We start from the raw sequence: 24,918 nt of genomic DNA, 5'->3' as shown, positions 1-24,918 counted from the left end.
CGTGGGCCTTGTCGCAAAGGACGCTGATCGTCGTCGTTTCCGCTTTTACGCCGGATTTGCGTTCTTGGCAAAAGACAAGTTCAATGAAATCGAGATTACCACGCAACCAGCCCCTGTTGCGCGAATCGGCCAAGCGGCGTGCGCTTGCCACGCAGGACCTGCGCAACGGATTGGGGGACGCCGAAGGCCAAGCCACGAGCCATTGGGGGACATTCGTGCCGGAATGGGGGACGTCCTGGTTGTCCCCCTATACCAGTGATACCGGATTCTCCTTACAGGATCGGGCAGCCCATTGGAGGCCGCGACCGAATCTCTTGACAGGATCGCCCGCCAGGACGCTAATGAGGACGCGATGGTGAAAAGCGTTTAATGTTTTCCTCCGATCACGGGGGAACGCCGCCGCAGGGGCAGTTCGAACAAGGGCGGGCACAAGGGATGCAGCGGATCCGGGCCGTCGGCCGTGAGGCGGCGGCAAAGAAATACGACATCCTGTCGGCCATGATGGCCCATGCCCTGGCGGGCGATGCCCAGGACCAGCGGCTTGTGCTGCGGCTGATGGCGCTGATCACCACCCGCTACAACTGGCAGGCGGACGAATTGTCGATCGGCCAGCGAGAGATCGCGCGGCTGTGGTGCGTGGACGAACGCACCGTCAAGCGCGACATGGCACGGCTGCGGGCCTCGGGCTGGATCACCGTCAAGCGCCAGGGCGCGCGGGGCAGGGTGTCGGTGCTGGGGCTGGACCTGGACCGGATCCTGCTGGACACGCGCCCCGCCTGGTCCAATATCGGGCCGGATTATGTGGCCCGCATGGGCGCCGAGGAAATGGCCCCGGAGGAAGCCGACCGCACCGTCGTTCCCTTTCGCCGCGCGGATGTCGCGGCCGCCGAAGGGGTCTGGGGCGCGGCCCGCGCCCATCTGGCGGCCGAGGATCGCGCGCTGTTCGACGCCTGGTTCGCGGGCCTTGCCGATGGCGGCATCGATGGGGGGTGCCTGGTGCTGATCGCCCCCAGCCGGTTTCACGCCACCTATTGCCGCACGCATCTGATCGGACGGCTGCGGACCGCCGTCCGGCGCAGCGATCCGCGCCTGTCCCAGGTCCGGGTCGAGGCAGGGGGCTGAACCCCCGCGCTACAAGGACAGGTCTTCCAGGATCTCGCCCCGGACGCCCTTCAGCGGCTCTTCCTCGGCATGGCGCAGAAGATAGTCGTAGGCTGCGTCATGGCTGTCAAAGGCAAGAGGCGTGTCGACGGCGCTGAAGGTGCGGCCCCCTTGCGACAGCTTCATGTGGGGCGCGGCGCCCATCGCGATGACGAATGATCCCAACGGTTCTCTCCTTGTCGTGGTGGGGCGGACCCACCGCCCCGCGCCTCAACGCCGGAGGGGCGGGAAAGGCGCCATGCCCGCCGCATCTTGACGCCGCCTGCGGGCGGGCCATGAATACCCGCGATGATAGACCATGACGCCACCCACCAACTGGCCGCCCTTAGCGCAGGCACGATCACGCCGCGCGAGCTGATGGCCGAAACCCTGGACCGGATCGACCAGGCCAACCCGGCGGTCAATGCGATCGTGGCGCTGCGCGACCGCGACGCCCTGCTGGCCGAGGCCGAGGCGGCGCCCCCCGGTCCCCTGCAGGGCCTGCCGATGGCGGTCAAGGATCTGGCCGATACGGCGGGGATCGTGACCAGCTATGGCTCGCCCGCGTTTCGCGACCATGTGCCGGCGGCGGACAGCCCGATGGTCGCGCGGCTGCGCAGGGCAGGGGCGGTCATCATCGGCAAGACCAACACGCCCGAGTTCGGGCTGGGGTCGCACAGCTACAACCCGGTCTATGGCGTCACGCGCAACCCTTATGACCTGACGCGTTCGGCGGGCGGGTCCAGCGGCGGGGCAGGGGCGGCCCTGGCCGCGCGGATGGTGGCGCTTGCGGACGGGTCCGACATGATGGGGTCGCTGCGCAACCCGGCCGGCTGGAACAACGTGTTCGGCTTCCGCCCCAGCTATGGCCTTGTGGCAGGCGGGGGACCCGGGGATCTGTTCCTGGCGCAGCTTTCGACCGACGGTCCCATGGCGCGGTCGATCCGCGACCTGGAACTGCTGCTGGGGGTCCAGTCGGAACAAGACCCGCGCCACCCCCATTCCAGCGGCCCGTATCGCCCGCAGGCGCCGGACCGAAAGTCGCGGATCGGCTGGCTGGGCGATTGGGGCGGGGCTTATGCCACCGAACCGGGCGTGCTGGATCTGTGCGAGGCGGCACTGCGGGTCTTCGCGGATCTGGGCCACGAGGTGACGCCCCTTGCGCCGCCCTTTCCGGCCGAGGCGCTGTGGCAGGCCTGGACCACGCTGCGAAGCTGGACCATCGCCGGCAACCTGGAACCCCTGCTGCGCACCAAGCCCGACATGGTCAAGCCCGAGCTGCGGTGGGAGATCGAGCGCGGACTGGCCCTGTCCGCCGCCGATCTCCGCCGCGCCAGCACGATCCGGTCAGACTGGTTCCGCCACACGGCCGGGATGGAGGTCGAGGTGCTGGCCCTGCCCACGGCGCAGCTTTTCGCCTTTGACGCCGATTGGCACTGGCCGCGCCAGATCGCCGGGGTCGCGATGGACAGCTATCACCGCTGGATGGAGGTGGTGGTGCCCGCGTCCCTGACCGGGCTGCCCGCGCTGTCGGTTCCGGCGGGCTTCGGCCCGTCGGGCACGCCCATGGGCCTGCAACTGATCGGGCATCGCGGGCGGGACGCCGCCATCCTGAACCTGGGCCGGGCATACGAGGCCGCGACGGACTGGATCACCCGCCAGCCCGCGAACCGGCTGCCCTAGCCCGGATCGCCCAGGACGGCCACGGCCTCCCACGGCTCCAGCAGGATGGGCCCGGCCGGGATTGCCTTGCGCGGCTGCACGGTTCCGATCAGGCCCGTGCCGCTGACGGCAAGGCCCGGCGGAACCTCGGCCCGTGCGGGGCTTGAGGAGATGTTGCACAGGACCGACAGCCGCTGGCCTTGCCATTCGCGGGCATAGGCCCAGACCTGCGGGTGATCGTCCAGCCAGGGGACGAAGCGGCCCTGCACGATCACTTCGTGCCGCTTTCGCAGCGCGATGAGGTGGCGGTAATGGGCCAGCACGGATTGCGGGTCGTTCCGCTGCGCCGCCACGTTGATCCGGTCGTGGTTGGGGTTGATCGCGATCCAGGGATCGCCCGTGGTGAAGCCCGCGCCGGGGGATGCGTCCCATTGCATCGGCGTGCGGGCATTGTCGCGCGCGGTGATGCCCGCGCCTTCCAGGAACTGCCGTTCCGGCAGGCCCTGGTCCAGCATCTCGCGGTGCATGTTGATCAGCTCGATGTCGCGATACTGGGTGATCCCGGTGAAACCGGCATTGGTCATGCCGATCTCCTCGCCCTGATAGACGAAGGGGGTGCCGCGCATCAGGTGGATGGCGGTGGCAAGCGCCTTGGCGGACCGTTCGCGCCATTGCCCCGCGTCACCATAGCGCGACACGGATCGCGGCAGGTCGTGGTTGTTCAGAAACAGCGAGTTCCAGCCGTCGTCCTGCAAGGCCTCTTGCCAGTCGGCCCAGACCTTCTTGAAACCCACCAGATCCAGCGGGCGAGGGCGCCACTTGCCGTGCCGGTCGTCCCAGCCCGCGACGATATGGGCGAACTGGAACACCATGTCCAATTCCCCCCGGTCCCGCCCGCAGTAAAGCAGCGCCGTGTCCCGCGACACGTTCCAGCTTTCGCCCACCGTCACCGCGTCGCGGCCGGCCAGCACCTCGCGGTGCATTTCCTGCAGGAAGGGGTGCAGATGGGGGCCTTCGGCGATCAGGTCGCGGTCGATGTCCTTGCCGATCAGGTCGATCACGTCCATGCGGAAACCGCGCACGCCGCGGTCCAGCCACCACCGCATCATGTCGTATATCGCCCGGCGCAGGGCGGGATTCTGCCAGTTCAGATCCGGCTGCTGGGGCGAGAACAGGGTAAAGGCATAGCGCCCGACCCCCGGATGATAGGTCCAGACCGGGCCGCCGAAATAGGCCCGCCGGTCGTCGGGCGGCCCGCCGTCCGGGGCCGGGTCGCGCCAATAGTAGAAGTCGTGGAAGGGCGAGGCGCGGTCCCGCTTCGCCTCGTGAAACCACGGATGCTGGTCCGAGGAATGGTTCACCACCAGATCCATGATGATGGCGATGTCGCGGCGATCCGCCTCGGCCACCAGCCGGTCGAAATCGGCCAGCGTGCCGTATTCCGGCGCGATGTCCCGGTAGTCCGAGATGTCATAGCCGTTGTCCGCCATGGGCGAGCGATAGACCGGCGACAGCCACAAAAGCCCGATCCCCAGATCCGCCAGGTGATCCAGCCGGTCGATGATGCCGGGAATGTCGCCCACCCCGTCGCCGTTCGAATCCGCGAAGCTGCGCGGATAGATCTGGTATGCGCTGCGGTCCATCCACCATTGGGTCATGCCGTTCTCCTGTCGTTGCCCGGCTTCATGGCCGGGTCTTGCGATCCAGCACCGTCCGCAGGATGCCGAAACCCACCGCGCAGGCGATCGCGGCGGCGCCGGCGCGCAGGCGGGCAGGGCGATAGGCGGCGACATGGGGACGTGCCTCATCGCCGAAGCTGCCCGAGGCGCCGTAATCGCGGTCGGCGTCCATCGGGGCGAACAGGTTGTCGGGGCGGGGAGTTGCTGCCTCGTCCGTCTGCTGGCCGGAATATCCCTGGCTGGACAGGATCCGGTCCACAAGGGCAGGGGCCGCGGCATCGCCCAGGATCGCCTTGACCGCCGATCCGGCAAGCCAGACCTCTCGCGGGGCGTCAAGCGATGCGCGATAAACGGCGCGGGCAATGGCTTCGGGGCTGTGGATCGGCGGCACGGGCTGAGCCTTGCGGGGCATCTTGTTGCGCGCCCAGTCGAACTGCGGGGTGTTGACGGCGGGCAGGTGGATCTCGGTCAGGCGGATGGGGCTTTGCTCGTGCAGAAGCTCGGTCCGCAGGGAATCCATGAAGCCGCGCGTGGCGAACTTGGCCGCGCAATAGGGCGCCTGCAGCGGGATGCCGCGATAGGCCAGGGCGGATCCGATGCTGACGATGGTGCCGTGACCCTGCGGGCGCATGTGGCGCAGGGCTGCCTGTGCGCCGAAGACCTGGCCCAGATAGGTGACGGCGGTCACGCGGCGGAATTCGTCCGGCGTGACCTGGGACACCGGGGCCAGCACGGTGGCCATCGCGGCGTTGATCCACAGGTCGATCCGGCCCCAGCGGTCCATCACCGCCTGGGCCGCATCGTCAAGCGCCGCCGCATCGGCGACATCGGCGGGCAGGACCATGGCCTCGCCCCCCGCCGCGTCCACATCGGCCCGCGCGCCTTCAAGGCCCGCCCGGCCGCGCGCGATCAGCCCGATGCGCCAGCCCCGTGCCGCGAAATGTTGCGCCACCGCCCGGCCGACCCCGGCCGAGGCGCCCGTGATGACCGCGACGCGCGGTGCTTCGCTGATGTCCTTCATGGCCTTTTCCTTTCCTGCGCTGCGGTCCCAACGCATCGGCGGGGCAGGGGTTCGCCCGCCGGTGAACCGACAGGGCCGCCGTGACGTTCGACCGGCAAGGCCGTGCCGGGCGCATGGCCGCCGCCCTGATCGAAAGGAACCCGGATGGATATCAGCCGCACAGGCGATGTCTGGTGGAAGAACGCCGTGTTCTACTGCCTTGATGTCGAGACCTTCCAGGACAGCAACGGCGACGGCATCGGCGATTTTGCCGGGCTGACCCGCCGCATCGACCACCTGGCCCGCCTGGGCGTCACCTGCATCTGGCTGATGCCCTTCTATCCGACCGCGAACCAGGACGACGGCTATGACATCACCGACTATTACGGCGTCGACCCCCGGCTGGGGACGCTGGGCGACCTGGCCGTTTTCCTGCGCACGGCGAAGGACCGGGGCATCCGGGTGATCGCGGATCTGGTGGTCAACCATACCTCGGACCAGCATCCCTGGTTCCGGTCGGCGGCTTCCGACCGCGATTCGCCTTATCGCGACTGGTATGTCTGGCGCGACGAGATCCCGCCGGGCGGCCCCAAGGATCTGGTCTTTCCCGACCAGGAAGACAGCAACTGGGAATGGCACGAGGAAAGCGGCCAGTTTTACCTGCACCGCTTTTATCGCCACCAGCCCGACCTGAACATCTCGAACCCCCTGGTGCGCGAGGAGATCCACAAGATCGTGGGCTTCTGGCTGCAGCTTGGCCTGTCGGGGTTCCGGGTCGATGCCGTGCCGTTCCTGCTGGAAACCCAGGGGCTGGACACGCCGCCGGAACTGGATCTGCACGACTGGCTGCGCGACCTGCGCAGCTTCGTTCAGCGCCGCTGCGGCGATGCCGTCCTGCTGGGAGAGGTGAACCTGCCCTATCAGGAGGTCCGCCGCTTCTATGGCGACGAAGGCGGGGGCGAGCTGAACATGTGCCTGGACTTCAACATGAACCAGGCCCTCGCCCTGGCCCTGGTGCGCGAGGATGCGGGACCGCTGGTCCATTCGCTGCGCGCCATGCCCGAGCTGCACCCCGACGACGGCTGGGCGCATTTCGCGCGCAACCACGACGAATGGTCGCTGGACAAGCTGACCGAGGCCGAGCGCCAGCAGGTGTTCCGCGCCTTCGGCCCCGACGAGGAGATGCAGCTTTACGGCCGCGGGCTGCGCCGCCGCATCCCCACCATGCTCAAGGGCAATGCCGACCGCATCCGGCTGGTCTACAGCATCGTCTTTGCCCTGCCGGGCGCCCCCGTCCTGTTCTATGGCGAGGAGATCGGCATGGCCGAGAACCTGGACATCCCCGGCCGGCAAAGCGTGCGCAGCCCGATGCAATGGGCGGACCGCCCCAATGGCGGCTTTTCCACGGCGCCCGAGGACCGGCTGTCGCGGCCCCTGGTCTCGGGCAACCGGTGGGGCCCGAAGGGCGTCAATGTCGAGGCGCAGGAACACGACCCGCAGTCGCTGCTCAACTGGCTGGAGCGCCTGGTCCGCCGCCGCCGCGAGATGCCCGAGGTGGCTTTCGGCCAGTGGAGCTTCATCCCCTTCCCCGATGCCGAGATCTTCGCCCTGCGCTATGACTGGGGCGACCGCACGGTGCTGCTTCTGCACAATCTGGGCAAGAAGGCCTGCGCCTCGCAATCGCGGCTGGACGATGCCCAGTCGCTGGGCGAACTGGCGACCATCCAGGGCCAGGGGCGCCTCGATCTGGCCGGGGACGGCACCGTCACCGTCGAACTGCCCGCCTATGGGGCATTGTGGCTTCGGGCGCACCGGGCCTGAGCCGGATCCGGGGCAGCGGCACAAGGATGTGAGGGGTGGCCCGCCATCAGACCATTCGCCGGGCTTGCCTGCGCGGGCCAGGGCGCTAACCTTCCCCCAGTCTTCACAGTGAACATTGGGGGTTTTCCATGCCGGATGGCAGCATCGCGCCGTCGCGCCGCAGCATCGTCGTCACCGAGTTTACCAACAGTGTCCTCGACCCCGCGGCACCCATGCTTGGCCCCGTCGAGAACGGCGGCACCATCATCGCCAATACCGCGCCCGGCTGCTGGGGTCCGATGATCACGCCCCGCCTGCGCGGCGGGCACGAGGTCACGACGCCCGTCCGCGTCGCCGGCGCCGAGGTGGGCGACGGGGTGGCGATCCGCATCCGCGACATCACCGTGACCTCGGCCGCCACGGCATCGGGCCACGACAGCTCGCCCGAGGGGTTCTGCCTGGGCGATCCCTATGTCGCCGCGCGCTGCCCGGTCTGCGACACCGTCTGGCCCGAAACCCATGTCGAGGGGATCGGCCCCGATGCGGTGAAATGCGACCGCTGCGGCAACCCGGTCACGCCCTTCCGCATCGTCCACGGCTATACCGTCACCTTCGACGAGACCCGCAGCGTCGGCCTGACCCTGCCCGCAGCGGCGGCCGAGGCCATCGCGCGGGACGCCGATCACCATGCGGCCCTGCCCGACGGCAGCCGCCAGCATTCGATCCTGACCTTTGCGCCCTCGGACATGCCGGGCACGCTGGTGCGGATGCGGCCCTTCCTGGGGCAGCTTGGCACCTGTCCGTCAACCGCGATGCCCGATAGCCACAACGCGGGCGATTTCGGCGCCTTCCTGGTCGGCGCGCCCCATGACTATGCCATCAGCGCCGAGGATCTGGCCCGCCACAAGACCGACGGGCACATGGATATCGACGCAGTGCGCGCGGGCGCGATCATCGTCTGCCCGGTCAAGGTGCCGGGCGCGGGCGTCTATATGGGCGACATGCACGCAGGCCAGGGCGACGGAGAGATTGCGGGCCACACGATGGACGTGGCGGGCAGCGTGACCCTGCAGGTCGAGGTGGTGAAGGACTATCCCATCGACGGCCCGGTCCTGTTCCCCCTGGCCGAGGATCTGCCGCCCCTGGCCCGCCCCTTCACCCCGGCCGAGATGGCGAAGGGGCAGCGTCTTGCCGCCAGATGGGGGGCAGGAGAGATCGAGCCGCTGGCCCCTGTCAGCGTGATCGGCACCGCCCCGAACCTGAACGCCGCCATCGAGAACGGGCTGGAACGCGCGGCCACCCTGCTGGGCATCACTGTCCCCGAGGTGCGCAACCGCGCCACCATCAACGGCGCGATCGAGATCGGGCGCGCACCCGGCGTCATCCAGGTGACCTTCCTGGCCCCGCTGGCAAAGCTGGACGCGGTGGGCCTGGGGCAGTACGCACGGGAACAATACGGGCTGTGACATGGCGGGCTAAGACCTGTCGGGCTGCGGCCCGGCCCGGTGCCGCAGCCCGTCCTTCAGGCCTCCATGATGAAGCCGGCACAGCGGTCGCCCAGCATCATGGCGGGGGCGTTCGTGTTGCCTGCGTTGATGTCGGGGACGGCGGACATGTCGGCCACGCGCAGGTTCTGGATGCCCCGCACCCTCATGCGCGAATCCAGGACGGCCATGGGATCGCCATCCGCACCCATCCGCGCCGTCGAGGCGGGGTGGTAGTTGGTCTTGACGAAGCGCTTGCAATGCTCGGCCAGGGTCTGGTCGTCCAGCCGGGCGGGATCGGGAATGGCGACGCGCTTGATCCGGCTGGCCAGGGGCTCGCTTTCGAAGGCGCGGATGAAGAAGCGCTGGCCCGCGATCATCGCGGCCAGGTCGTCGGGATGCTTCAGCAGGTTGGGGCTGACCAGCGGCTTGTCCGCCGGATCGGCCGAACGCAAGCGCACCTCGCCGCGCGAACGGGGCTTGACCACCACCGTGGTCACCGTCAGGCCATAGGTGTTGTCCACCAGCTTCAGCGTGTCGCGGTCCAGATAGACGATCGGCACGCAAAAGGCCTGGATGGTCGGGTCGGCCCCCGGATCGACGGGGTTGACGAAGGCGCCCGCTTCCACGCCCGCCGACAGGATGGGGCCTGATCCGAACAGCTTGAACTGCAACCCGTTGCGCAGCATCCGCCAGCCCACGCCCTGCCGGAAATAGCCATGGCGGCCATTGGCCGTCGCGATGATGGGCACTTCGGGGTGGTCGATCAGGTTCTGGCCCACGCCCGGCAGATCCGCGATCACCGGGATGCCATGCTGGGCAAGATGGTCTGCCGGACCCAGGCCCGACAGCATCAGAAGCTTGGGCGTGATCAGCGCGCCGGCGGTCACGATGATCTCGCCCCGGGCATAGCTGCGATGCTCGGTCCCGGACTTGTCGCGCCACAGGACGCCGACCGCCCGGCCGTTCTCGATCAGGATGCGCTCGGCCCTGGCCTGCAGGCGCAGGGTCAGCAGGGGGTCCTTCTCGACCGGGGACAGGAAGGCATAGGCGGCCGAGGATCGTCGCCCGTGGCGGTTCATGAACTGGTAAAAGCCCACGCCGCGCTGCGAGGGACCGTTGAAATCGGGGTTGAACGGCTCTCCCAGGCCCTGGACCGCCTGGACGAACCAGCGGGACATCTGGTCCACATGGCCGGGGTCTGACACCTGCAACTGCCCGCCCATGCCATGCAGCGCGTTGTTCAGGCGGTTGTTGTCCTCCATCCCGCGGAAATGCTTGAGGACGGCATTCCAGGACCAGTCGGCCCCGTCGTTGTTGCCCCGCAGAAGGTCGTTCCAGGCGTCGTAGTCCGACGGCCTGCCGCGCATGTAGACCTGGGCGTTGACCGAGGATCCGCCGCCCAGCACATTCGCCTGGGGGATGTCATGGGCGCGCCCGTTCAGGTGCGGCTGCGGCACGGTCGTGTGGTAATGCATGAACTTCGAGCCGTTGATCATCTTGAAGATGCCCGGCGGCATGTCCAGCAGCGGGTGGCGGTTCGAATGGCCCCCTTCCAAGAGCAGCACCCGGTGCCGGCCGTCGGCCACAAGCCGTCCCGCCGCCACACAGCCCGCCGATCCTCCTCCGACGACGATGTGGTCGTATTCTTCGCGCCCCATGCGGGCTTCCTCCTGTTGTCAGGCCGTGCAAGGCAAGGCTGCGGGTTCAGGCCTCGTCGAACGTGCCGCGGACATATTCCCAGGCTGCGTTAAGGTGGGCCGTCAGGGCCTCCGACGCGGCATCGGGATCGCGGTCGCGGATGGCGTTGTAGATGTCCGAGTGGCGCTGAAAGTTCATCCGGTTGCGTTCGGGCGACCGGGGCATCCGGGTCCATTGCGGCGCCAGCCAGCCGGTGAAGGCCCGGTGGATCGCCGGAAAGACGGGATTGCGCGGGATCTCGTAAAGGACGGCGTGAAAGGCCACGTCCGTGCGGTAAAAGGCGTCGCTGTCGGGGATCGCCTCGCCATTCGCGTCCAGGGCGCGGCGCAGGGCCTCGATGTCGTCCTTGCGGGCCTGCAGCGCCGCCTGCCGGACCAGGGCGGCTTCCAGGAAGATGCGCGTGTCATACAGGTTCTTGACGCCGCCCGACTGCATCAGAAGATGCCCGACCACGCCGCTGGCCGCGGCCATCGCCGCGTCGAAGCCGGGGCGGCGCACGACCGGGCGGAACCGGGGCCGGGTTTCGACCAAGCCGCGGCTTGCCAGGGTGGCCACGGCCTCGCGCACGACGGTGCGGCTGACGCCATAGCTTTCGATCAGGTCGCGTTCGGGCGGCAGCGGGGCGCCGTCGGGCAACTCGCCTGCGGCAATTCGGCCCTCGATCGCCGTGACCACGAAATCCGCAGCGCGATGGCCCGGGGGACGCAGGGTCGAAATCTGGGTGCTCATGGCAGGCTCCGGCATGTTTGGTCGGATCATACCGGGCCAACCACGCAATGCAAGTTCTTGCTATTTGGTATGACCATAAATCTGGGAAAGGCCTGCTAGTGCTTAAGAATTGCCGGGCTAATGCGACTAGTCCACTCGTTCTGGCAAAGAAGCCGACAGTTTTGGCTTGACCAGAATCACTTGGTCAGCCTTAATGACGGCAAATTTAATCATACCAAATGGTGGCGCGTGCTTCAGGAACTGAGCCAACTCATCGCCGACGAGCGGCCGCTTCAGGCGCGGATGTTCATCGGCGGCCGCTGGACCGAAGCCGCGCAGGACGGGCACGAGGTCGAGAATCCCGCCACCGAGGCATCCATCGCCCTGACCCCCGCCGGCACCGAGGCCACGGCTGCCGAGGCACTTGACGCGGCCCGCCGCGCCCAGCCCGCATGGGCCGCCCTGCCCGCAATCGAACGGGGCCGCGCGGTCATGGCGCTGGCCGATGCCCTGCGCGACGAGGCCGAGCTTCTGGCCCGGATCGTGGTGACCGAGCAGGGCAAGCCGCTGGACCAGGCCCGGGGCGAGGTTGCCGCGGCCGAAACCTTCCTGCGCTATGCCGCCGAACAGGCCCGCCGGATCGAGGGAGAGATCCTGCCCTCGGACCTGCCCGACGAGGAAATCCAGATCCGCCGCCTGCCGCATGGCGTGGTGGTGGGGCTGACCGCCTGGAACTATCCGCTGGCCCTGGCCGCGCGCAAGCTGGGGCCGGCCCTGGTGGCGGGCAACGCCTTCATCCTCAAGGCGCATGAATTCACGCCCCTGTCCGGGCTGGCCCTGGCCTCGCTGGCCGAACGGGCCGGACTGCCCGCGGGGCTCTTCAACGTCGTCACGGGCGACGGGCGCACCCTGGGGCGTGCCCTGGTGCAGGGCGCGGACATGGTCACGATGACCGGATCGACCCGCGCCGGGCGCGAGATCTATGCTGCCGGGGCCGAGCAGATCAAGATCCTGCGGCTGGAACTGGGCGGCAAGGCCCCCTTCATCGTGATGGATGACGCCGACCTGGACCGTGCGGTCGATGCGGCGGTTTTCGCGCGCTTCACCAATTGCGGCCAGATCTGCACCTGCAACGAACGGATGTATCTGCACCGCGCCATCGCCGACGAATTCCTGGACCGCTTCACCGCCGGCGCGGCGGCGCTGACCATCGGCCAGCCGCTGACCAGTCCCGACCTTGGCCCCAAGGTCAGCCGGGGCGAGGTGGACAAGGTCGAGGCGCTGACCGCCGCCTCGATCGCCGCCGGGGCCGAGGTGATGCTGCGCGGCGGCCCGCTGCGCGAGGGCGCCTTCGAGAAGGGCCACTGGATGGCGCCCACGGTGCTGCGCGTGGCCGACAACCAGGTGCCCGTCATGCGCGAGGAAGTTTTCGGCCCGGTTGTCGCGGCCCTGGCCGTGGACAGCTTCGAGGAGGCGCTTGCCCATGCCAATGACAGCGCCTTCGGCCTGTCGGCCTATGTCTGGACGCGCGACCAGCGGCGGCTGATGGCCGCGGCCGCGCGCCTGAACTTCGGCGAGATCTACTGCAACCGCTCGAACGGCGAACTGGTGCAGGGATTCCACTCGGGCTGGGGCCAGTCGGGCCTTGGCGGCGAGGACGGAAAGCACGGCTTCGACGGGTATCTCCGCAAGAAGACCATGTATCTCAACTGGACGTGAGACAGCCTTGTTCATGCGCGGCAGAGGAGGCCGCGCCTTTAGGGAGGAAAACATGACGACACGCATCTTGATGGGTGCCACGGCCATTGCCCTGGCATTGTCGGGGGGACTGGCCCTGGCCCAGGATCTGCCGCCGCTGGAACAGAAGGACAGCTACCGGGTGGGCTTTGCCCAGACCGAAAGCAACAACCCCTGGCGGATCGCGCAGACGAAAAGCTTCCAGGACACCGCCGCCCAGTGCGGATGGGAGCTTTTGCTGACCGACGCGGGCGGATCGGCCGCCAAGCAGGTCGCCGACGTGGACAGCATGATCGCCCAGCAGATCGACGTGCTGTTCCTGCCCCCGCGCGAGGAAAGCCCGCTGATCCCCGCCGTGATGCGCGCCAAGGCCGCAGGGATCCCGACCTTCCTTGTGGACCGTTCGGTCGATCCGAACGTGGCGCAGGCAGGGCGCGACTACGTGTCCTTCCTCGGCTCGGACTTCATCGACCAGGGCAGCCGCGCGGCGAACTGGCTGATCGAGAACTTCGAGGGCGACCGGGGCGTCATCATCCAGCTTGAGGGAACGACCGGATCGTCCCCGGCCAATGACCGCAAGAAGGGCTTCGACGACACGATCGCGGGCGACGACCGCTTCACCATCGTCGCCAGCCGTTCGGGCGACTTTGCCCGCGACCAGGGCCGGCAGGTCATGGAAACGCTGCTGCAGGCCCATCCCGAGGTGAATGTCGTCTATGCCCATAACGACGAAATGGCGATCGGCGCGATCCAGGCGCTTGAGGCGGCGGGCCGGGTCCCGGGCGAGGACGTGACGGTCGTGTCCATCGACGGGACGCGGGATGCGCTGCAGGCCATCATCGACGGCAAGATGGGCGTCACGGTCGAAAGCTCGCCCTTCTTCGGGCCGCTGGCCTGCGAAACCATGAAACGCTACGCCGCGGGCGAGGCGATCGAGCCCTGGATCAAGGTCGAGGACCGGATCTTCACGGCCGACAACGCCGCCGAGCACATCGACGAAGCCTATTGATTGCATCCTCCCGTGCAATCACGCCGGGGGCCGCGGTTGCGGCCCCCGCCCCATCCCCATGCAGGACGGCAGCGCCGCTCATGACCGAACCCCTTTTGCAGATGACCGGGATCACCAAGGCCTTTGGCGGCGTCCCGGCCCTGGCGGACGGCAACCTTTCGATCCTGCCGGGCGAGGTGCATTCCATCGTCGGCCAGAACGGTGCGGGCAAGTCGACCCTTATCAAGATCCTGACCGGCGTCTACCGCCGCGACGGCGGCAGCGTCCGCTGGATGGGCCGCGAGGTCGACCTGCGGTCCCCGCGCGAGGCCCAGCAGGCGGGCATCGCGACCATCTATCAGGAACTGACCCTGGTCCCGCAGCGCACCGTCACCGAGAACATCGTCCTGGGATACGAGCCGCGGACCCGCCTTGGCATGATCGACTGGCGCGCGGCCGAGGCCCGCACGCGCGAGGTGCTGTCGCGCTTCGGCATCGACCTGGACCCGCACCGTCCGCTTGGCAGCTATCCGACCGCGATCCAGCAGCTTGTGGCCATCGGCCGCGCCGCCTCGATGGAAGCGCGGCTGCTGATCATGGACGAGCCGACATCCTCGCTGGACGAACGCGAGGTCGAGGTGCTGTTCGGCGTGATCCGCCAGCTTCGCGCCCAGGGAACCTCGGTTCTGTATGTCAGCCATTTCCTGGACGAACTGTTCGAGATCTGCGACGGCGTCACCATCCTGCGCGACGGCCGCAGCGTGGGCGCCGCCCGCATCGCCCAGTTGACCAGGCTTGACCTGATCGCCGCAATGCTGGGCCGCAGCGCCGAGGACATCCGCCACGCCGGCATGACCGAGCTTGCGGCAGGCGGCGCGCCCGCTGACGGCGCCACGGTGATCGAGGCGCGCGGCGTGGCCACCGATCGCCGCCTGCGCCGGCTGGATCTTTCGGTGCGCGCGGGCCAGATCGTAGGCCTTGCGGGCCTTCTGGGTTCCGGCCGGACCGAGGCCGCGCGCGCCCTGTTCGGCATGGACCGCCTCAGCGCCGGAGAGGTCAGGCTGGGCGGACAGGCGGCAAGCCTGGGATCGCCGCGTGCCGCGATCCGGGCGGGGCTGGCCTTCCTGAGCGAGGACCGCAAGACCGAGGGCATCATCCCCGACCTGTCGGTGCGCGAGAACCTGACGCTTGCGCTGCTGCCGCGCCTGTCGCGGATGGGCGTGGTGGACGAGGCCCGCGAACGCCGCATCGTCGAGGGCTTCATCCAGGCGCTTGGCATCAAGACCGCGCATATGGACCAGCCGATCCGCGAACTGTCGGGCGGCAACCAGCAGAAGGTCCTGCTGGGCCGCTGGCTGGCGATCGAGCCGCGCCTTCTGATCCTGGACGAACCGACCCGCGGCGTCGACGTGGGCGCCAAGCGCGAGATCCAGTCGATCATCCGCAAGCGTGTGGAATCCGGCTGCGCCGTTCTTCTGATCTCGTCCGAATTCGAGGAACTGATCGAGGGCGCCCATGACATCGTCGTCATGCAGGAAGGCTGCAGCATTTCCACCCTGTCCAATCCCGGCGTGACCGAGAACCAGCTGATCCATGCCATGGCGGCCGGAGGTGCGGCATGATCGGGCGCATCGACCGCCGGATGCAGGGCCTTCTGCTGGCCCTGGCCGTGCTGATCGTGCTGAACGTCGTCGTGACGCCCAACTTCCTCAACATGCGGTCGCTGTCGGTCAATGTCAGCCAGGTCGCGACCATCGCCATCGTGGCGCTTGGCATGACGCTTGTGATCGCCTCGGGCGGGATCGACCTGTCGGTGGGATCGGTGATGGCGGTGTCGGGGGCATTGGCGCCGATCATCTTCCTGTCGGGCTGGGGCCAGGCCAATCCCGCGCTTGGGCTGGCGGCCTCGATCGTGCTGCCGCTGATGGTCGCGGCGCTGTGCGGGCTGTTCAACGGGGCGCTGATCGCCTTTGTGGGCGTGCAGCCCATCATCGCGACGCTGATCCTGTTCATCTCGGGGCGCGGGATCGCGCAGGTGCTGACAAGCGGGAACCTGCAGACCTTCACCAACCCGTCCTTCACCTGGCTGGGGACGGGGCGGATCCTGGGACTGCCGGTGCAGGGCTGGATCGCCATCGTCCTGACGCTGGTCCTGGCATGGATCGTCCGTCGCACCGTTTATGGCCGTTACCTGCTGGCCGTCGGCGGGAACGAACGCGCGGCCGTGCTGGCGGGCGTGCCGGTGGCGCGGGTCAAGCTGGCCACCTACATGATCGCCGCGACGCTGGCGGGTCTTGCAGGCCTGATCGTGGTCGCCATCAACTCGGCCTCGGATGCCGCGCGGATCGGCCAGTTGATGGAACTGGACGCTATCGCCGCCGCCGTTGTGGGGGGCGCGGCCCTGTCCGGCGGGCGCGCGCCCGTGGTGGGAACGCTGCTGGGCGCGGTCTTCATCCAGCTGATGGGCTATACCCTGATCGCCAACGGCACATCCGACGAAATGACCCTGATCGTGACGGCGGCCATCATCGCCGTGGCCGTCTGGCTGCAAAGCGGACGGAGGCGCTGATGAAACGCTTCTCGGGCCAAGGCCATGTGGCGGTTTGGGTCGCGCTGAGCCTGCTGATCCTGTTCGGCATGATGCGCTATGACAACTTCGTCTCGGCCTACAACCTGTCGTCCTTTTTGGGCTACAACTCGATGTTCGTGCTGATCTCGATCGGGATGTGCCTTGTCATCATGACCGGGGGGATCGACCTGTCGGTGGGCGCGGTGGCGGCCCTGGCCAGCGTGGTGGCGGCCCAGATGTCGCCCCAGGGGCTGGTCGTGGCCGTGCCTGCGGGCCTTGCCGCAGGGATTGCGGCGGGACTGCTGAACGCGGCGATGATCGGCGGGCTGCGCCTGCCGCCCTTCATGGCGACGCTTGCCACGATGCTGGCCGCCAAGGGCGCAGCGCTGCGGCTGTCAGACAACCGGACGGTGCCGGTGGACTGGACTAGCGACTTCACCGCGCTTGGCATGAACAAGGTGGCGAACCTTCTGCCCTGGACGATCATCATCGCGGCCGCGGTCGTGATCCTTGCCTGGGCGATCCTTGAACGCACCTCGCTTGGCCGGACGATCCTGGCCATCGGCGGCAATGCCGAGGCCGCGCATCTGATGGGCCTCAAGACCCGGAGGGCCGAGATCTTCGTCTATGTCTTCTCGGGCGCCTGCGCGGGGCTTGCGGGGGTCTTCCTGGCCTCGGGCTATGGCGCGGGCCAGCCGCTGGAAGGCGCGGGCTGGGAACTGGCCGCCATCGCGGCGGTGGTCGTGGGCGGCACCCTGCTGACCGGCGGCATGGGCTCGATCCCGGCAACGGTCGCGGGCGCGCTTTTGTTCGGCCTGGTCTTCAACCTGCTCAACTTCGAGAACGGGCGCGGCACGATCAGCCTGTCGGCGCATTGGCAATCGGTGATCCGCGGGTTCTTCCTTCTTATCGTCATCCTTCTGCAGGCCCGGCTTGTCAGGCCCGCGGCAAAGACCTGAGGTTCCCATGCCCTCCATCATCGATCTTCAGACCCGGCTGTTCCGCGTGCCCCTGCCCGAGGTGATGTCGGACGCCAAGCACGGCGACCATACGCATTTCGAACTGGTCACCGTCACCATCACGACCGAGGACGGCTTGTCCGGCACCGGCTATACCTATACCGGCGGCTTCGGCGGCCGGGCGATCCGGGCGATGGTGGACCACGACCTGCGCCCCTTCCTGATCGGCCGCGACGCCACCGATGTCGAGGCGCTGCACGACGCGCTGCAATGGCGGGTCCATTATGTCGCGCGGGGCGGCATCGCCTCGTTCGCGATATCGGCGGTCGATATCGCGCTGTGGGATCTGCGCGGGTTGCGCGACGGGCTGCCCCTGTGGCGCATGGCCGGCGGGGCGTCGGACCGCAGCCGCGCCTATCGCGGCGCCATCGACCTGAACTTTTCGCTGGAACGGCTTTTGTCGAACGTGCGCGGCTTCATCGACGAGGGCTACCGGGCCGTCAAGATCAAGGTCGGCCAGCCCGACATGCGCGACGACTTCATCCGGGCCGAGGCGGTGCGCGACCTTCTGGGACCGGATCGCGGCTTCATGGTGGATGCCAACTATGGCTGGTCGGTGGACCAGGCCATCGCGGCGGGCAAGACCTTCGCCGGCATGGACGTGCTGTGGTTCGAGGAGCCGACGATCCCCGACGATTATGACGGCTATGCCCGCATCTTCGAGGCGACGGGCGTGCCCCTGGCCATGGGCGAGAACCTGCACACGATCCACGAATTCGAATATGCCGTCGCGCGGTCGCGCTGCGCCTATCTGCAGCCGGACGCGTCGAATTGCGGCGGCATCACCGGCTGGCTGCGCGCCGCAAGGCTGTGCGCCGAGCACGGCATCCCGGCCTGCTCGCACGGGATGCAGGAGCTGCATGTCAGCCTTGTGGGCGCGCAGCCCAACGCGGGCTGGGTCGAGGTGCATTCCTTCCCCATCGACCAGTACACCACCCGCCCGCTTGTGCTGGACGGGCTGCACTGCATCGCCCCTGACACGCCCGGCACGGGCGTGCAGTTCGACTGGGCGCGCCTGGCGCCCCATGCCATTCCTTCCTGAAAGGCCAGATCCATGACCCATCACGCCGCCTTTTACCGCGGAAACCACCAGTTCGTCGTCGAACCCGTCGCCGAGCGCCAGCCCGGCCCCGGCGAGGTCGCCGTGGACATCGCCTTTGTCGGGATCTGCGGGACCGACATGCATGTCTTCCATGGCAACATGGACGCCCGCGTCGGGCTGAACCGGATCATCGGGCACGAAACCTCGGGCCGGGTCGCCGCAATGGGCGAGGGGGTCGAGGGCCTGTCGGTCGGGGACAAGGTGGTGGTCCGCCCCCTGCATCATTGCGGCGATTGCCCGGCCTGCAGGGCGGGCAACAGCCACATCTGCCACAACCTCAAGTTCCTGGGCCTCGATACCGACGGCGCGATGCAAAGCCGCTGGATCGTTCCGGCCTTCACGCTGCACCGCCTGCCGCCGGACATGGCCCTGGACGTGGCGGCCATGGTCGAGCCGCTGGCGGTCGCTGTCCATGACGTGCGCCGCGCCCGCCTGGCGCGGGGCGAAACCGCGCTTGTGATCGGCGGCGGCCCCATCGGGATGCTGATCGCGATGGTGGCCCAGGCCGAGGGCGCGCGCGTCCTGTTGTCCGAGATCAACGAGAGCCGCATGGCGATGGCCGATGCCCTGGGCTTCGAGGGGCTGAACCCGCGCAACCTGGACGTGGCGCAGGCCGTGCTGGACCGCACGGGCGGCGCGGGCGCGGATGTCGTCTTCGAGGTTTCGGGCACGCAGCCGGGCGTCGACCTGATGACCGATGCCGCCGCCGCGCGCGGCCGGATCGTGATGGTCGCCATCCATGCCAAGAAGCCGCAGGTGGATCTGTTCCGCTTCTTCTGGCGCGAGATCGAGATGCTGGGCGCCCGCGTCTACGAGGCGCAGGATTACGACCGCGCCATCGCGATGATCGCCGAAGGCCTGCCGGTCGGGCGGCTGATCACCGACCGTCATCCGCTGTCGGGCGTGCAGGCGGCATTCGACGCGCTGAACGGCAATGCGACGGCCATGAAGTCGCTGATCCAGATCGGGGATGCGGCATGAGCATGTTCGACCTTTCGGGAAAGACCGCGCTTGTCACCGGCGCGCGACGCGGCATCGGCGCGGGCATGGCCCTTGCCCTGGCCGAGGCGGGTGCCGACATCATCGGCGCCTCGGCCAGCATGGAGGCGGATGGCGGCGAGGTCGGGGACAAGATCCGCGCCCTTGGCCGCAGCTTCGAGGGCCATGCCGTCGATTTTTCGGACCGCGCCGCGCTGAAGGCCTTTGCCGCCGCGATGGAGGCCCGCCCCATCGACATCCTGGTCAACAATGCCGGCACCATCAAGCGGATGCCCGCCGCCGATCACCCCGAGGACTGGTGGGACGAGGTGATCGAAACCAACCTGACCGCGCAGTTTCTTCTGACCCAGGCGGTGGGCCGGGGGATGCTGGCGCGCGGCCAGGGCGGCAAGGTGATCTTCACCGCCTCGCTTTTGACCTTCCAGGGGGGCATCAACGTCCCCGGATACGCCGCATCAAAGGGCGGGATCGGCCAGTTGACCATGGCATTCGCCAATGAATGGGCCGGGCTGGGCATCCAGGTGAACGCCATCGCGCCGGGTTATATCGCCACCGACAACACCCAGGCCCTTCGCGCCGATCCCGACCGTTCTGCATCCATCCTGGGGCGCATTCCCGCCGGCCGCTGGGGCACGCCCGCCGATTTCGCGGGGCCGGTCGTGTTCCTGGCCAGCCCGGCGTCAGACTATGTGTCGGGCACGATCCTGACGGTGGACGGCGGCTGGATGGGACGGTGAGGCCTCGCCCCCGCAAGGGGGCGGTGCCGCCCGGCCGGGCCTAGAGGCCCGAGCGGGTGACATCCAGCAATCCGGCCCGGCGAAGGGTCCTGACCGGATATTCGGGGCTTGCCATCAGCGGCAGGCTGAAATCCGGTTCCACCTGCCTCAGCGTCTCGATTGCGGCTGCCGCGCCCGCGACATCGCCGCGCTTGAAGCGAAGCGCGGCCAGGATGCGCAAGGCGGGGCGGCAGTCGGGCGCATGGGACAGCGCGATGGCCGCGCTTTCCTCGGCATCGGCAAGCCGCCCCAGCCGGATCTGGGCCACCGCCATGTGCAGGCGCCAGCGTGGCTGGCCCAAGGCCGCGATGGGGCCAAAGCCCACCCGCGCGACCGCCGCAAAGGCATCGCCGTCGCGGCCCGCATCGGTCAGCGCCTGCGACAGCGCAAGATGCGCCAGGTCATGGCCGGGCGCCATCCGGCAGGCCAGACGGGCAAGGTCCAAGGCGGCCGAGACCTCGCCCTTCCAGGACTTCATCAACGCGGCGATGGACAGCACGGTCGGGTCGCCCGGCGCCATGGCGCAGGCCTGTCGCGACAGATCCTCGCCCTCACCAAAAGCTTCGCGCATATCGGGGGCCTGCCGTTCGATAAGCAGCGTATAGCGCAGAAAGGCCCGCAACGCTTGGGGCACGGGACCGTCGAACCGCTTTAGCCGATGGTCCGCCGACAGAAGCCTCGAGCGGGTGAAGCTGAACAGATCCTCGTGGGGATACAGCGCCTCGGATCCGGGCATCAACTGGCGGGCGGCCTGGATCAGGGTCAGGGTGACGCAGGCGCTGACCCGGCGCAGGCTGGCTTCCAGGGGCGACAGGGAATAATGCTGCGCCCAAAGCTGGGCGCCGGTCTTGTGATTGCGCAGCACCATCAGCAGCAGCGCGCAATTGTCGGGCCGGGCCACGGCAAGCGATTCGATGCGCAGGCCGGTCAGGCAATCCGCCGCCTGGACCACCCGCGTCGGAAGAAGGGCGGCGGCGCGGGCCGAGGCTTCCTCCAGCACGCAGCCTGCCAGCAGTTGCGCCGAGGGCGAGTCGCCCTTGGGTTCGGTCAGGACCAGCAGCGGCACGTCGGGTTCGGGGGCGCGATCCTCCAGCGACAAACGCATGTCGCGCAGCCAGTCCTCGAACTCGGGGTCGCGGATATCAAGCCCTTCCGCGAACTCGACCGGCTGCCCAGTGGGGCCGGTCATCGGCCGCAGGTCGACCGCGACCGCCGCCGGATCCAGGCCGATCCAGCCGTTGCCCGCAAGCAGCCCGTCGCCCAGGGCCTGGCGAAGTTCCCGGATCGCCTGGCGCAGGCTTGCCGCGCCTTGGGCCGGAGGGCTTTGGCTCCACAGGCGATCCTGGACCTGGCTTCGCGGCATCCGCAGATCGGGGGCGGTGCCCAGCAGGGCCAGCATCCCGCAGGCCTTGCGCCCCGTCGGGGTTCGGTCATTCCCTTCGGGGCCGGTCAGGCGGACCGGCCCGATCAGGCGTAGTCGAAGACGCATGGATCAGCCCCGGCAGAAGCGGCTTGTTATGTTACCATAGGTAAACGAATCGAGAGTCGTCTTTTTTACCGAGTATCGGCGGGGGATCCATGTCGCTGGTGAACGCCCACAATGCACATAACGCGCATACTGCCCAAACCGCGCAAACCGCGCAAACCGCGCAAGCCGGATCCGGCGCCGCATCGGGGGTGGATGCCGCGACGCTGGCGCAAGCCCTGATCGTCGTGCGCGATGCCCTTGCCCCGATGGACAAGGTTAAGGTGGATGATCCGAAAGATCCCCAGCTTGATCATGCCGCACGCTTGCGGCGCATCGAGTTTCCCTTTGCCGTATCCGTCCTTCTGTCGGAACTAGGCGAAGGGCTGACAGTCACGGCAGGGCCGAAGGCTTTTGCCATCTCCGCCCCGAGGGGCGAGCTGGTCAGGATCACGCCCCCGACCCCGGACAACCTGAAGTCCGAGGCGCAGCTTGTGGCGGGCTATGCCGAATTGCGGGCCGAGCGGCTGAGCGAAGTGCTGGCACAGTCCCAGCATATCCATCCGTTCTTCTCGGCGGTTCTTCCCATGGCGCCGGCCTGGACGCCCAGCCTTGTCCTGCTGATCGCTGTGACCGAGAAACTGGCCACCGCGATGGTCCAGCGGGCCAAGCTGGGCTTCGGCCTGCCGCGGCCCCATGTGCTGTCGCCCGACATCCTGCCGATGATAGCCTGCCCCGGCCATTCCTCGTTTCCCAGCGGACATGCCGCCCAGGCCTTCGCCGTGGCCGGGGTTTTGTCGGCCCTGACGGGGAAGACCTCGCCCGCCATGGACAATCCCCTGGACCAGATGGCCGCGCGGATCGCCGTCAACCGCACGGTCGCGGGCCTGCATTACCCCTGCGACAGCGCCGCCGGCGCTGTTCTGGGCATTGCCGTCGCCCGCTGGGTGCTGGCCCGCGCAGGCGCTGCATCCGGGGCCGGTCAGGTCAGCCTGGACGCCAAGGAATGGGGCGGCGACGCGCCCGACGCCACCCGCGACTTCCACCTGCCGGCGCTTTGGAAGGCATGGGAGACCAAGCACCACCTGAAGCAGGGCGGGACGCTGCAGGTCACGAAGGCGCCCATGCTGGCCTCGCTTTGGACCGAAGTGACACGCGAATGGGGGGAAAGATGGGGCTGACATTCTCCAGGGAGACAGAAAAAGGTTCCTCCGGCTTCGACAACGAGGCCTGGCCCCTGCTTAATGAGCTGATCCCGACTGGGCCGACGATTCTGGAGGACCCGGATAGAAAGGCGATCGATGACGCCCTGGAAGCCCTGAACAAGGCGGCGTTCGGGTCATGAGCGACCGGCCGACCCTGCGGGACTTCGCCCCCGTCCGGGACAATCTTCCCCTGTTCGTTCCCCCGGCGGCGCTTGTCGGACCCGATGTCCCGCCTGCCGGGGAAACGGCTTTCCTGCACGCGGAGGCCCGGCCGTCAGACCCCGAAAAGGCGGCGGCGATCATCGCCGTGATCGACCATGCGATCCCCTTTGCGCATCCGTTGTTCACCACGGACAGCGGCCACAGCCGCTTTGCCTCGATCTGGCTGATGGAAGCCGCGGCGACCGAAAGGCGGGCGGACATCGCCTTCGGGCGGGAATTGCGCGGACCCGACATCGACGCCGTGCGGGTAGAGGGCGATCCGGGCGCGGCCTATCGGGCCTGCGGATTGGCGTGGCCCGGGCGCTGCATGTCGATGGCCCATGCCGACAGCCACGGCGCGGCCGTTGCCGCATTGGCGGGCGGGTTCCGGCCCATCGGTGACGCGGGCCGGCAGTTCCCCCTTCTGGGCGTGTCGCTGCCCCGAAGCGCCATGGCCGAGACCTCGGGAAGTTTGGCCGGGTTCTTCATCCAGAGCGCCCTGGTCTTCATCATCGCGCGCGCCAGGGCCCTTGCCAGGGAAATTTCGGCAGGTTCGGGAAAGCACAAGCCTGCGCTTGTGGTCAACCTGTCGCTGGGCGTCACCGCGGGGCCGCAGGACGGCAGCGGACCCTTGGCGCGCTTGCTGGACGACATCGGCAAGATGGCCTTCCCGGAACTGGGGGGCGTCCATTTCGTCCTTCCCACTGGGAACCACCGTCAGGATTGCCTGCGCGCACATCTGAAAAGCGGGGACAGGATCGGCTGGAACATCCCCCCCGCCGATCCCACGCCCAACGCCATCGAGATCTGGTCCGCGCCGTCAGAGCCCGTCCCGCGACTGGCAATCTCGACCCCCTCGGGCGCGCGGCTCGAGGTGCCGCTGACCACGTCGGGCGCGGGCTCCATCGCGGATGGGAACAACAGGCCGATCGGGCGTGTCGTGCTGCAGCGGCGGGGCGGGAATGGGGGGCGCATCTGCCAGACCGTGATCCTGCACCCGACCCTGCCGACCGGCCCGGACACTCCCTGGTCCCCGCCGGGCCTGTGGTGCCTGCACCTGGTAAGCGCAGGCAAATCCGGCTGCGACCTGGTGATCCATCGCGACGACCGCCTGCCGGGCTTCCGGACCCAGGGGCGGCAGTCCCGCCTGGTTGATCCGACCTATGCCCGCCGCACCGATGACGGACGCTGGCCCGGCGAGGATGAAGGTTCGCCGATGATCCGCCGCAACGGCACCGTCAGCGCCTATGCCCGAGGAACCCGTCCCATCCGGGTGGGTGCAGGCCTTGCCCGCCCCGCCGGGCGCATCAGCCCCTATTCCGGACTGCTGCCAGACGGCATTGCAGGGGATGTCGTCGCCCCTGCAGATGCCAGTCCGTCCCGAACCGGCATGATCGTCCCTTCGATCACCCCGGCAGGCCGCCAGAGGCTGAGCGGAACAAGCCTTGCCGCGCCGCAGGTGGCCCGCTGGCTTGCCGCCAGGCTGTCCGCCGGCGATGCCGTCCCCGGCCGCGGCGCGCTGCGCGACATGATAAAGGGCAGGGCCGAGGATGACACGCCCTTGCTGCCCTTGGACAGGCTGCCTTGGCGACCCGGTCTTTCACCGCGGGTCGAGGAAGATGGCTCCGGCACGCCACCGTCCGCGCCACTTCCTTCAGAATGACGCAGGATTTGCGGTGACCG

21 protein-coding genes are annotated in these 24,918 nt (G+C 68.3%); 15 read left to right on the top strand and 6 right to left on the bottom strand.

Annotation, left to right across the window (positions count from 1 at the left end):
• The first annotated feature begins 435 nt into the window (after positions 1 to 435).
• Entirely contained in the window at positions 436 to 1,122 is a 687-nt protein-coding gene (locus FIU66_RS14900) for a hypothetical protein (RefSeq protein ID WP_167623698.1), read from the top strand.
• A gap of 9 nt (positions 1,123 to 1,131) precedes the next feature.
• Here the strand turns inward: FIU66_RS14900 and FIU66_RS14895 are convergent, their stop codons facing one another.
• Positions 1,132 to 1,326 carry a hypothetical protein gene (locus FIU66_RS14895; RefSeq protein WP_167623697.1) on the bottom strand — a complete coding sequence of 65 codons (195 nt, stop codon included), beginning with the start codon at positions 1,324 to 1,326 and terminating at the stop codon, positions 1,132 to 1,134.
• 123 nt (positions 1,327 to 1,449) lie between these two features.
• Here FIU66_RS14895 and FIU66_RS14890 point away from each other — a divergent pair, with 123 nt between their 5' ends.
• Complete coding sequence (locus tag FIU66_RS14890; protein WP_167623696.1) at positions 1,450 to 2,823, top strand: amidase; 1,374 nt, start codon at positions 1,450 to 1,452, stop codon at positions 2,821 to 2,823.
• Here FIU66_RS14890 and FIU66_RS14885 read toward each other — a convergent pair.
• Positions 2,820 to 4,460 carry an alpha-glucosidase gene (locus FIU66_RS14885; RefSeq protein ID WP_167623695.1) on the bottom strand — a complete coding sequence of 547 codons (1,641 nt, stop codon included), beginning with the start codon at positions 4,458 to 4,460 and terminating at the stop codon, positions 2,820 to 2,822. The genes FIU66_RS14890 and FIU66_RS14885 overlap by 4 nt on opposite strands.
• A gap of 25 nt (positions 4,461 to 4,485) precedes the next feature.
• Positions 4,486 to 5,493 (bottom strand): SDR family oxidoreductase, encoded by a 1,008-nt coding sequence (locus tag FIU66_RS14880; protein ID WP_370528969.1) that lies wholly within the window; start codon positions 5,491 to 5,493, stop codon positions 4,486 to 4,488.
• Between the two features lie 153 nt (positions 5,494 to 5,646).
• Between FIU66_RS14880 and FIU66_RS14875 the strand changes: the two genes are divergently transcribed.
• Entirely contained in the window at positions 5,647 to 7,302 is a 1,656-nt protein-coding gene (locus FIU66_RS14875) for an alpha-amylase family protein (RefSeq protein WP_167623693.1), read from the top strand.
• 128 nt (positions 7,303 to 7,430) lie between these two features.
• Positions 7,431 to 8,747: an acetamidase/formamidase family protein gene (locus FIU66_RS14870; protein ID WP_167623692.1), complete on the top strand. Its 1,317-nt coding sequence runs from the start codon at positions 7,431 to 7,433 to the stop codon at positions 8,745 to 8,747.
• A gap of 56 nt (positions 8,748 to 8,803) precedes the next feature.
• Here FIU66_RS14870 and FIU66_RS14865 read toward each other — a convergent pair whose 3' ends face one another.
• Positions 8,804 to 10,426 (bottom strand): GMC family oxidoreductase, encoded by a 1,623-nt coding sequence (locus FIU66_RS14865; RefSeq protein ID WP_167623691.1) that lies wholly within the window; start codon positions 10,424 to 10,426, stop codon positions 8,804 to 8,806.
• A gap of 46 nt (positions 10,427 to 10,472) precedes the next feature.
• Positions 10,473 to 11,195 carry an FCD domain-containing protein gene (locus tag FIU66_RS14860; protein WP_167623690.1) on the bottom strand — a complete coding sequence of 241 codons (723 nt, stop codon included), beginning with the start codon at positions 11,193 to 11,195 and terminating at the stop codon, positions 10,473 to 10,475.
• 228 nt (positions 11,196 to 11,423) lie between these two features.
• On the opposite strand from FIU66_RS14860, the gene FIU66_RS14855 reads away from it, so the two are divergent.
• From FIU66_RS14855 to FIU66_RS14820, 8 genes are all read left to right on the top strand, one after another.
• A complete protein-coding gene (locus FIU66_RS14855; protein WP_370528966.1) occupies positions 11,424 to 12,893 on the top strand; it encodes an aldehyde dehydrogenase family protein in 1,470 nt (489 codons plus the stop codon).
• 52 nt (positions 12,894 to 12,945) lie between these two features.
• Positions 12,946 to 13,920: an ABC transporter substrate-binding protein gene (locus tag FIU66_RS14850; RefSeq protein WP_167623689.1), complete on the top strand. Its 975-nt coding sequence runs from the start codon at positions 12,946 to 12,948 to the stop codon at positions 13,918 to 13,920.
• A gap of 80 nt (positions 13,921 to 14,000) precedes the next feature.
• Positions 14,001 to 15,521, top strand: coding sequence for a sugar ABC transporter ATP-binding protein (locus tag FIU66_RS14845; protein ID WP_240544796.1), 1,521 nt, complete (start codon positions 14,001 to 14,003; stop codon positions 15,519 to 15,521).
• Positions 15,518 to 16,468: an ABC transporter permease gene (locus FIU66_RS14840; protein ID WP_167623688.1), complete on the top strand. Its 951-nt coding sequence runs from the start codon at positions 15,518 to 15,520 to the stop codon at positions 16,466 to 16,468. The genes FIU66_RS14845 and FIU66_RS14840 overlap by 4 nt, the downstream gene beginning before the upstream one ends.
• On the top strand, positions 16,468 to 17,427 hold the full coding sequence (locus tag FIU66_RS14835; protein ID WP_167623687.1) for an ABC transporter permease: 960 nt from the start codon (positions 16,468 to 16,470) through the stop codon (positions 17,425 to 17,427). The genes FIU66_RS14840 and FIU66_RS14835 overlap by 1 nt, the downstream gene beginning before the upstream one ends.
• A gap of 7 nt (positions 17,428 to 17,434) precedes the next feature.
• Positions 17,435 to 18,529 carry a mandelate racemase/muconate lactonizing enzyme family protein gene (locus FIU66_RS14830; protein ID WP_167623686.1) on the top strand — a complete coding sequence of 365 codons (1,095 nt, stop codon included), beginning with the start codon at positions 17,435 to 17,437 and terminating at the stop codon, positions 18,527 to 18,529.
• A 12-nt stretch (positions 18,530 to 18,541) separates the two neighbouring features.
• Entirely contained in the window at positions 18,542 to 19,570 is a 1,029-nt protein-coding gene (locus FIU66_RS14825) for a zinc-binding dehydrogenase (protein ID WP_167623685.1), read from the top strand.
• Positions 19,567 to 20,325, top strand: coding sequence for an SDR family oxidoreductase (locus FIU66_RS14820; protein WP_167623684.1), 759 nt, complete (start codon positions 19,567 to 19,569; stop codon positions 20,323 to 20,325). Before FIU66_RS14825 ends, FIU66_RS14820 begins: the two co-directional genes overlap by 4 nt.
• 40 nt (positions 20,326 to 20,365) lie before the next feature.
• Here the strand turns inward: FIU66_RS14820 and FIU66_RS14815 are convergent, their stop codons facing one another.
• Positions 20,366 to 21,853: an SARP family transcriptional regulator gene (locus FIU66_RS14815; RefSeq protein ID WP_167623683.1), complete on the bottom strand. Its 1,488-nt coding sequence runs from the start codon at positions 21,851 to 21,853 to the stop codon at positions 20,366 to 20,368.
• An 89-nt stretch (positions 21,854 to 21,942) separates the two neighbouring features.
• Here FIU66_RS14815 and FIU66_RS14810 point away from each other — a divergent pair, with 89 nt between their 5' ends.
• From FIU66_RS14810 to FIU66_RS14800, 3 genes are read left to right on the top strand one after another with little or no spacing between them, the layout of a single operon-like run.
• Complete coding sequence (locus tag FIU66_RS14810) at positions 21,943 to 23,010, top strand: phosphatase PAP2 family protein (RefSeq protein WP_167623682.1); 1,068 nt, start codon at positions 21,943 to 21,945, stop codon at positions 23,008 to 23,010.
• On the top strand, positions 23,001 to 23,174 hold the full coding sequence (locus tag FIU66_RS14805; RefSeq protein WP_167623681.1) for a hypothetical protein: 174 nt from the start codon (positions 23,001 to 23,003) through the stop codon (positions 23,172 to 23,174). The genes FIU66_RS14810 and FIU66_RS14805 overlap by 10 nt, the downstream gene beginning before the upstream one ends.
• Entirely contained in the window at positions 23,171 to 24,898 is a 1,728-nt protein-coding gene (locus FIU66_RS14800; RefSeq protein ID WP_167623680.1) for a S8 family serine peptidase, read from the top strand. The genes FIU66_RS14805 and FIU66_RS14800 overlap by 4 nt, the downstream gene beginning before the upstream one ends.
• Positions 24,899 to 24,918: the final 20 nt, after the last annotated feature.

Source organism: Paracoccus sp. AK26 (assembly GCF_011801365.1).
Taxonomy (GTDB): domain Bacteria; phylum Pseudomonadota; class Alphaproteobacteria; order Rhodobacterales; family Rhodobacteraceae; genus Paracoccus; species Paracoccus aerius.
Note: the sequence above shows the minus strand (reverse complement) of the source record. Positions and strands in the feature narration are given on the sequence as shown.

What these genes read in the sequence shown, in the direction of transcription:
- FIU66_RS14820 (WP_167623684.1), top strand. Translation starts at nt 19,567, where the DNA reads ATGAGCATGTTCGACCTTTCGGGAAAGACCGCGCTTGTCACCGGCGCG.
- FIU66_RS14875 (WP_167623693.1), top strand. Translation starts at nt 5,647, where the DNA reads ATGGATATCAGCCGCACAGGCGATGTCTGGTGGAAGAACGCCGTGTTC.
- FIU66_RS14870 (WP_167623692.1), top strand. Translation starts at nt 7,431, where the DNA reads ATGCCGGATGGCAGCATCGCGCCGTCGCGCCGCAGCATCGTCGTCACC.
- FIU66_RS14815 (WP_167623683.1), bottom strand. Translation starts at nt 21,853, where the DNA reads ATGCGTCTTCGACTACGCCTGATCGGGCCGGTCCGCCTGACCGGCCCC.
- FIU66_RS14860 (WP_167623690.1), bottom strand. Translation starts at nt 11,195, where the DNA reads ATGAGCACCCAGATTTCGACCCTGCGTCCCCCGGGCCATCGCGCTGCG.
- FIU66_RS14840 (WP_167623688.1), top strand. Translation starts at nt 15,518, where the DNA reads ATGATCGGGCGCATCGACCGCCGGATGCAGGGCCTTCTGCTGGCCCTG.
- FIU66_RS14865 (WP_167623691.1), bottom strand. Translation starts at nt 10,426, where the DNA reads ATGGGGCGCGAAGAATACGACCACATCGTCGTCGGAGGAGGATCGGCG.
- FIU66_RS14900 (WP_167623698.1), top strand. Translation starts at nt 436, where the DNA reads ATGCAGCGGATCCGGGCCGTCGGCCGTGAGGCGGCGGCAAAGAAATAC.
- FIU66_RS14810 (WP_167623682.1), top strand. Translation starts at nt 21,943, where the DNA reads ATGTCGCTGGTGAACGCCCACAATGCACATAACGCGCATACTGCCCAA.
- FIU66_RS14850 (WP_167623689.1), top strand. Translation starts at nt 12,946, where the DNA reads ATGACGACACGCATCTTGATGGGTGCCACGGCCATTGCCCTGGCATTG.
- FIU66_RS14890 (WP_167623696.1), top strand. Translation starts at nt 1,450, where the DNA reads ATGATAGACCATGACGCCACCCACCAACTGGCCGCCCTTAGCGCAGGC.
- FIU66_RS14805 (WP_167623681.1), top strand. Translation starts at nt 23,001, where the DNA reads ATGGGGCTGACATTCTCCAGGGAGACAGAAAAAGGTTCCTCCGGCTTC.
- FIU66_RS14800 (WP_167623680.1), top strand. Translation starts at nt 23,171, where the DNA reads ATGAGCGACCGGCCGACCCTGCGGGACTTCGCCCCCGTCCGGGACAAT.
- FIU66_RS14885 (WP_167623695.1), bottom strand. Translation starts at nt 4,460, where the DNA reads ATGACCCAATGGTGGATGGACCGCAGCGCATACCAGATCTATCCGCGC.
- FIU66_RS14825 (WP_167623685.1), top strand. Translation starts at nt 18,542, where the DNA reads ATGACCCATCACGCCGCCTTTTACCGCGGAAACCACCAGTTCGTCGTC.
- FIU66_RS14835 (WP_167623687.1), top strand. Translation starts at nt 16,468, where the DNA reads ATGAAACGCTTCTCGGGCCAAGGCCATGTGGCGGTTTGGGTCGCGCTG.
- FIU66_RS14830 (WP_167623686.1), top strand. Translation starts at nt 17,435, where the DNA reads ATGCCCTCCATCATCGATCTTCAGACCCGGCTGTTCCGCGTGCCCCTG.
- FIU66_RS14845 (WP_240544796.1), top strand. Translation starts at nt 14,001, where the DNA reads ATGACCGAACCCCTTTTGCAGATGACCGGGATCACCAAGGCCTTTGGC.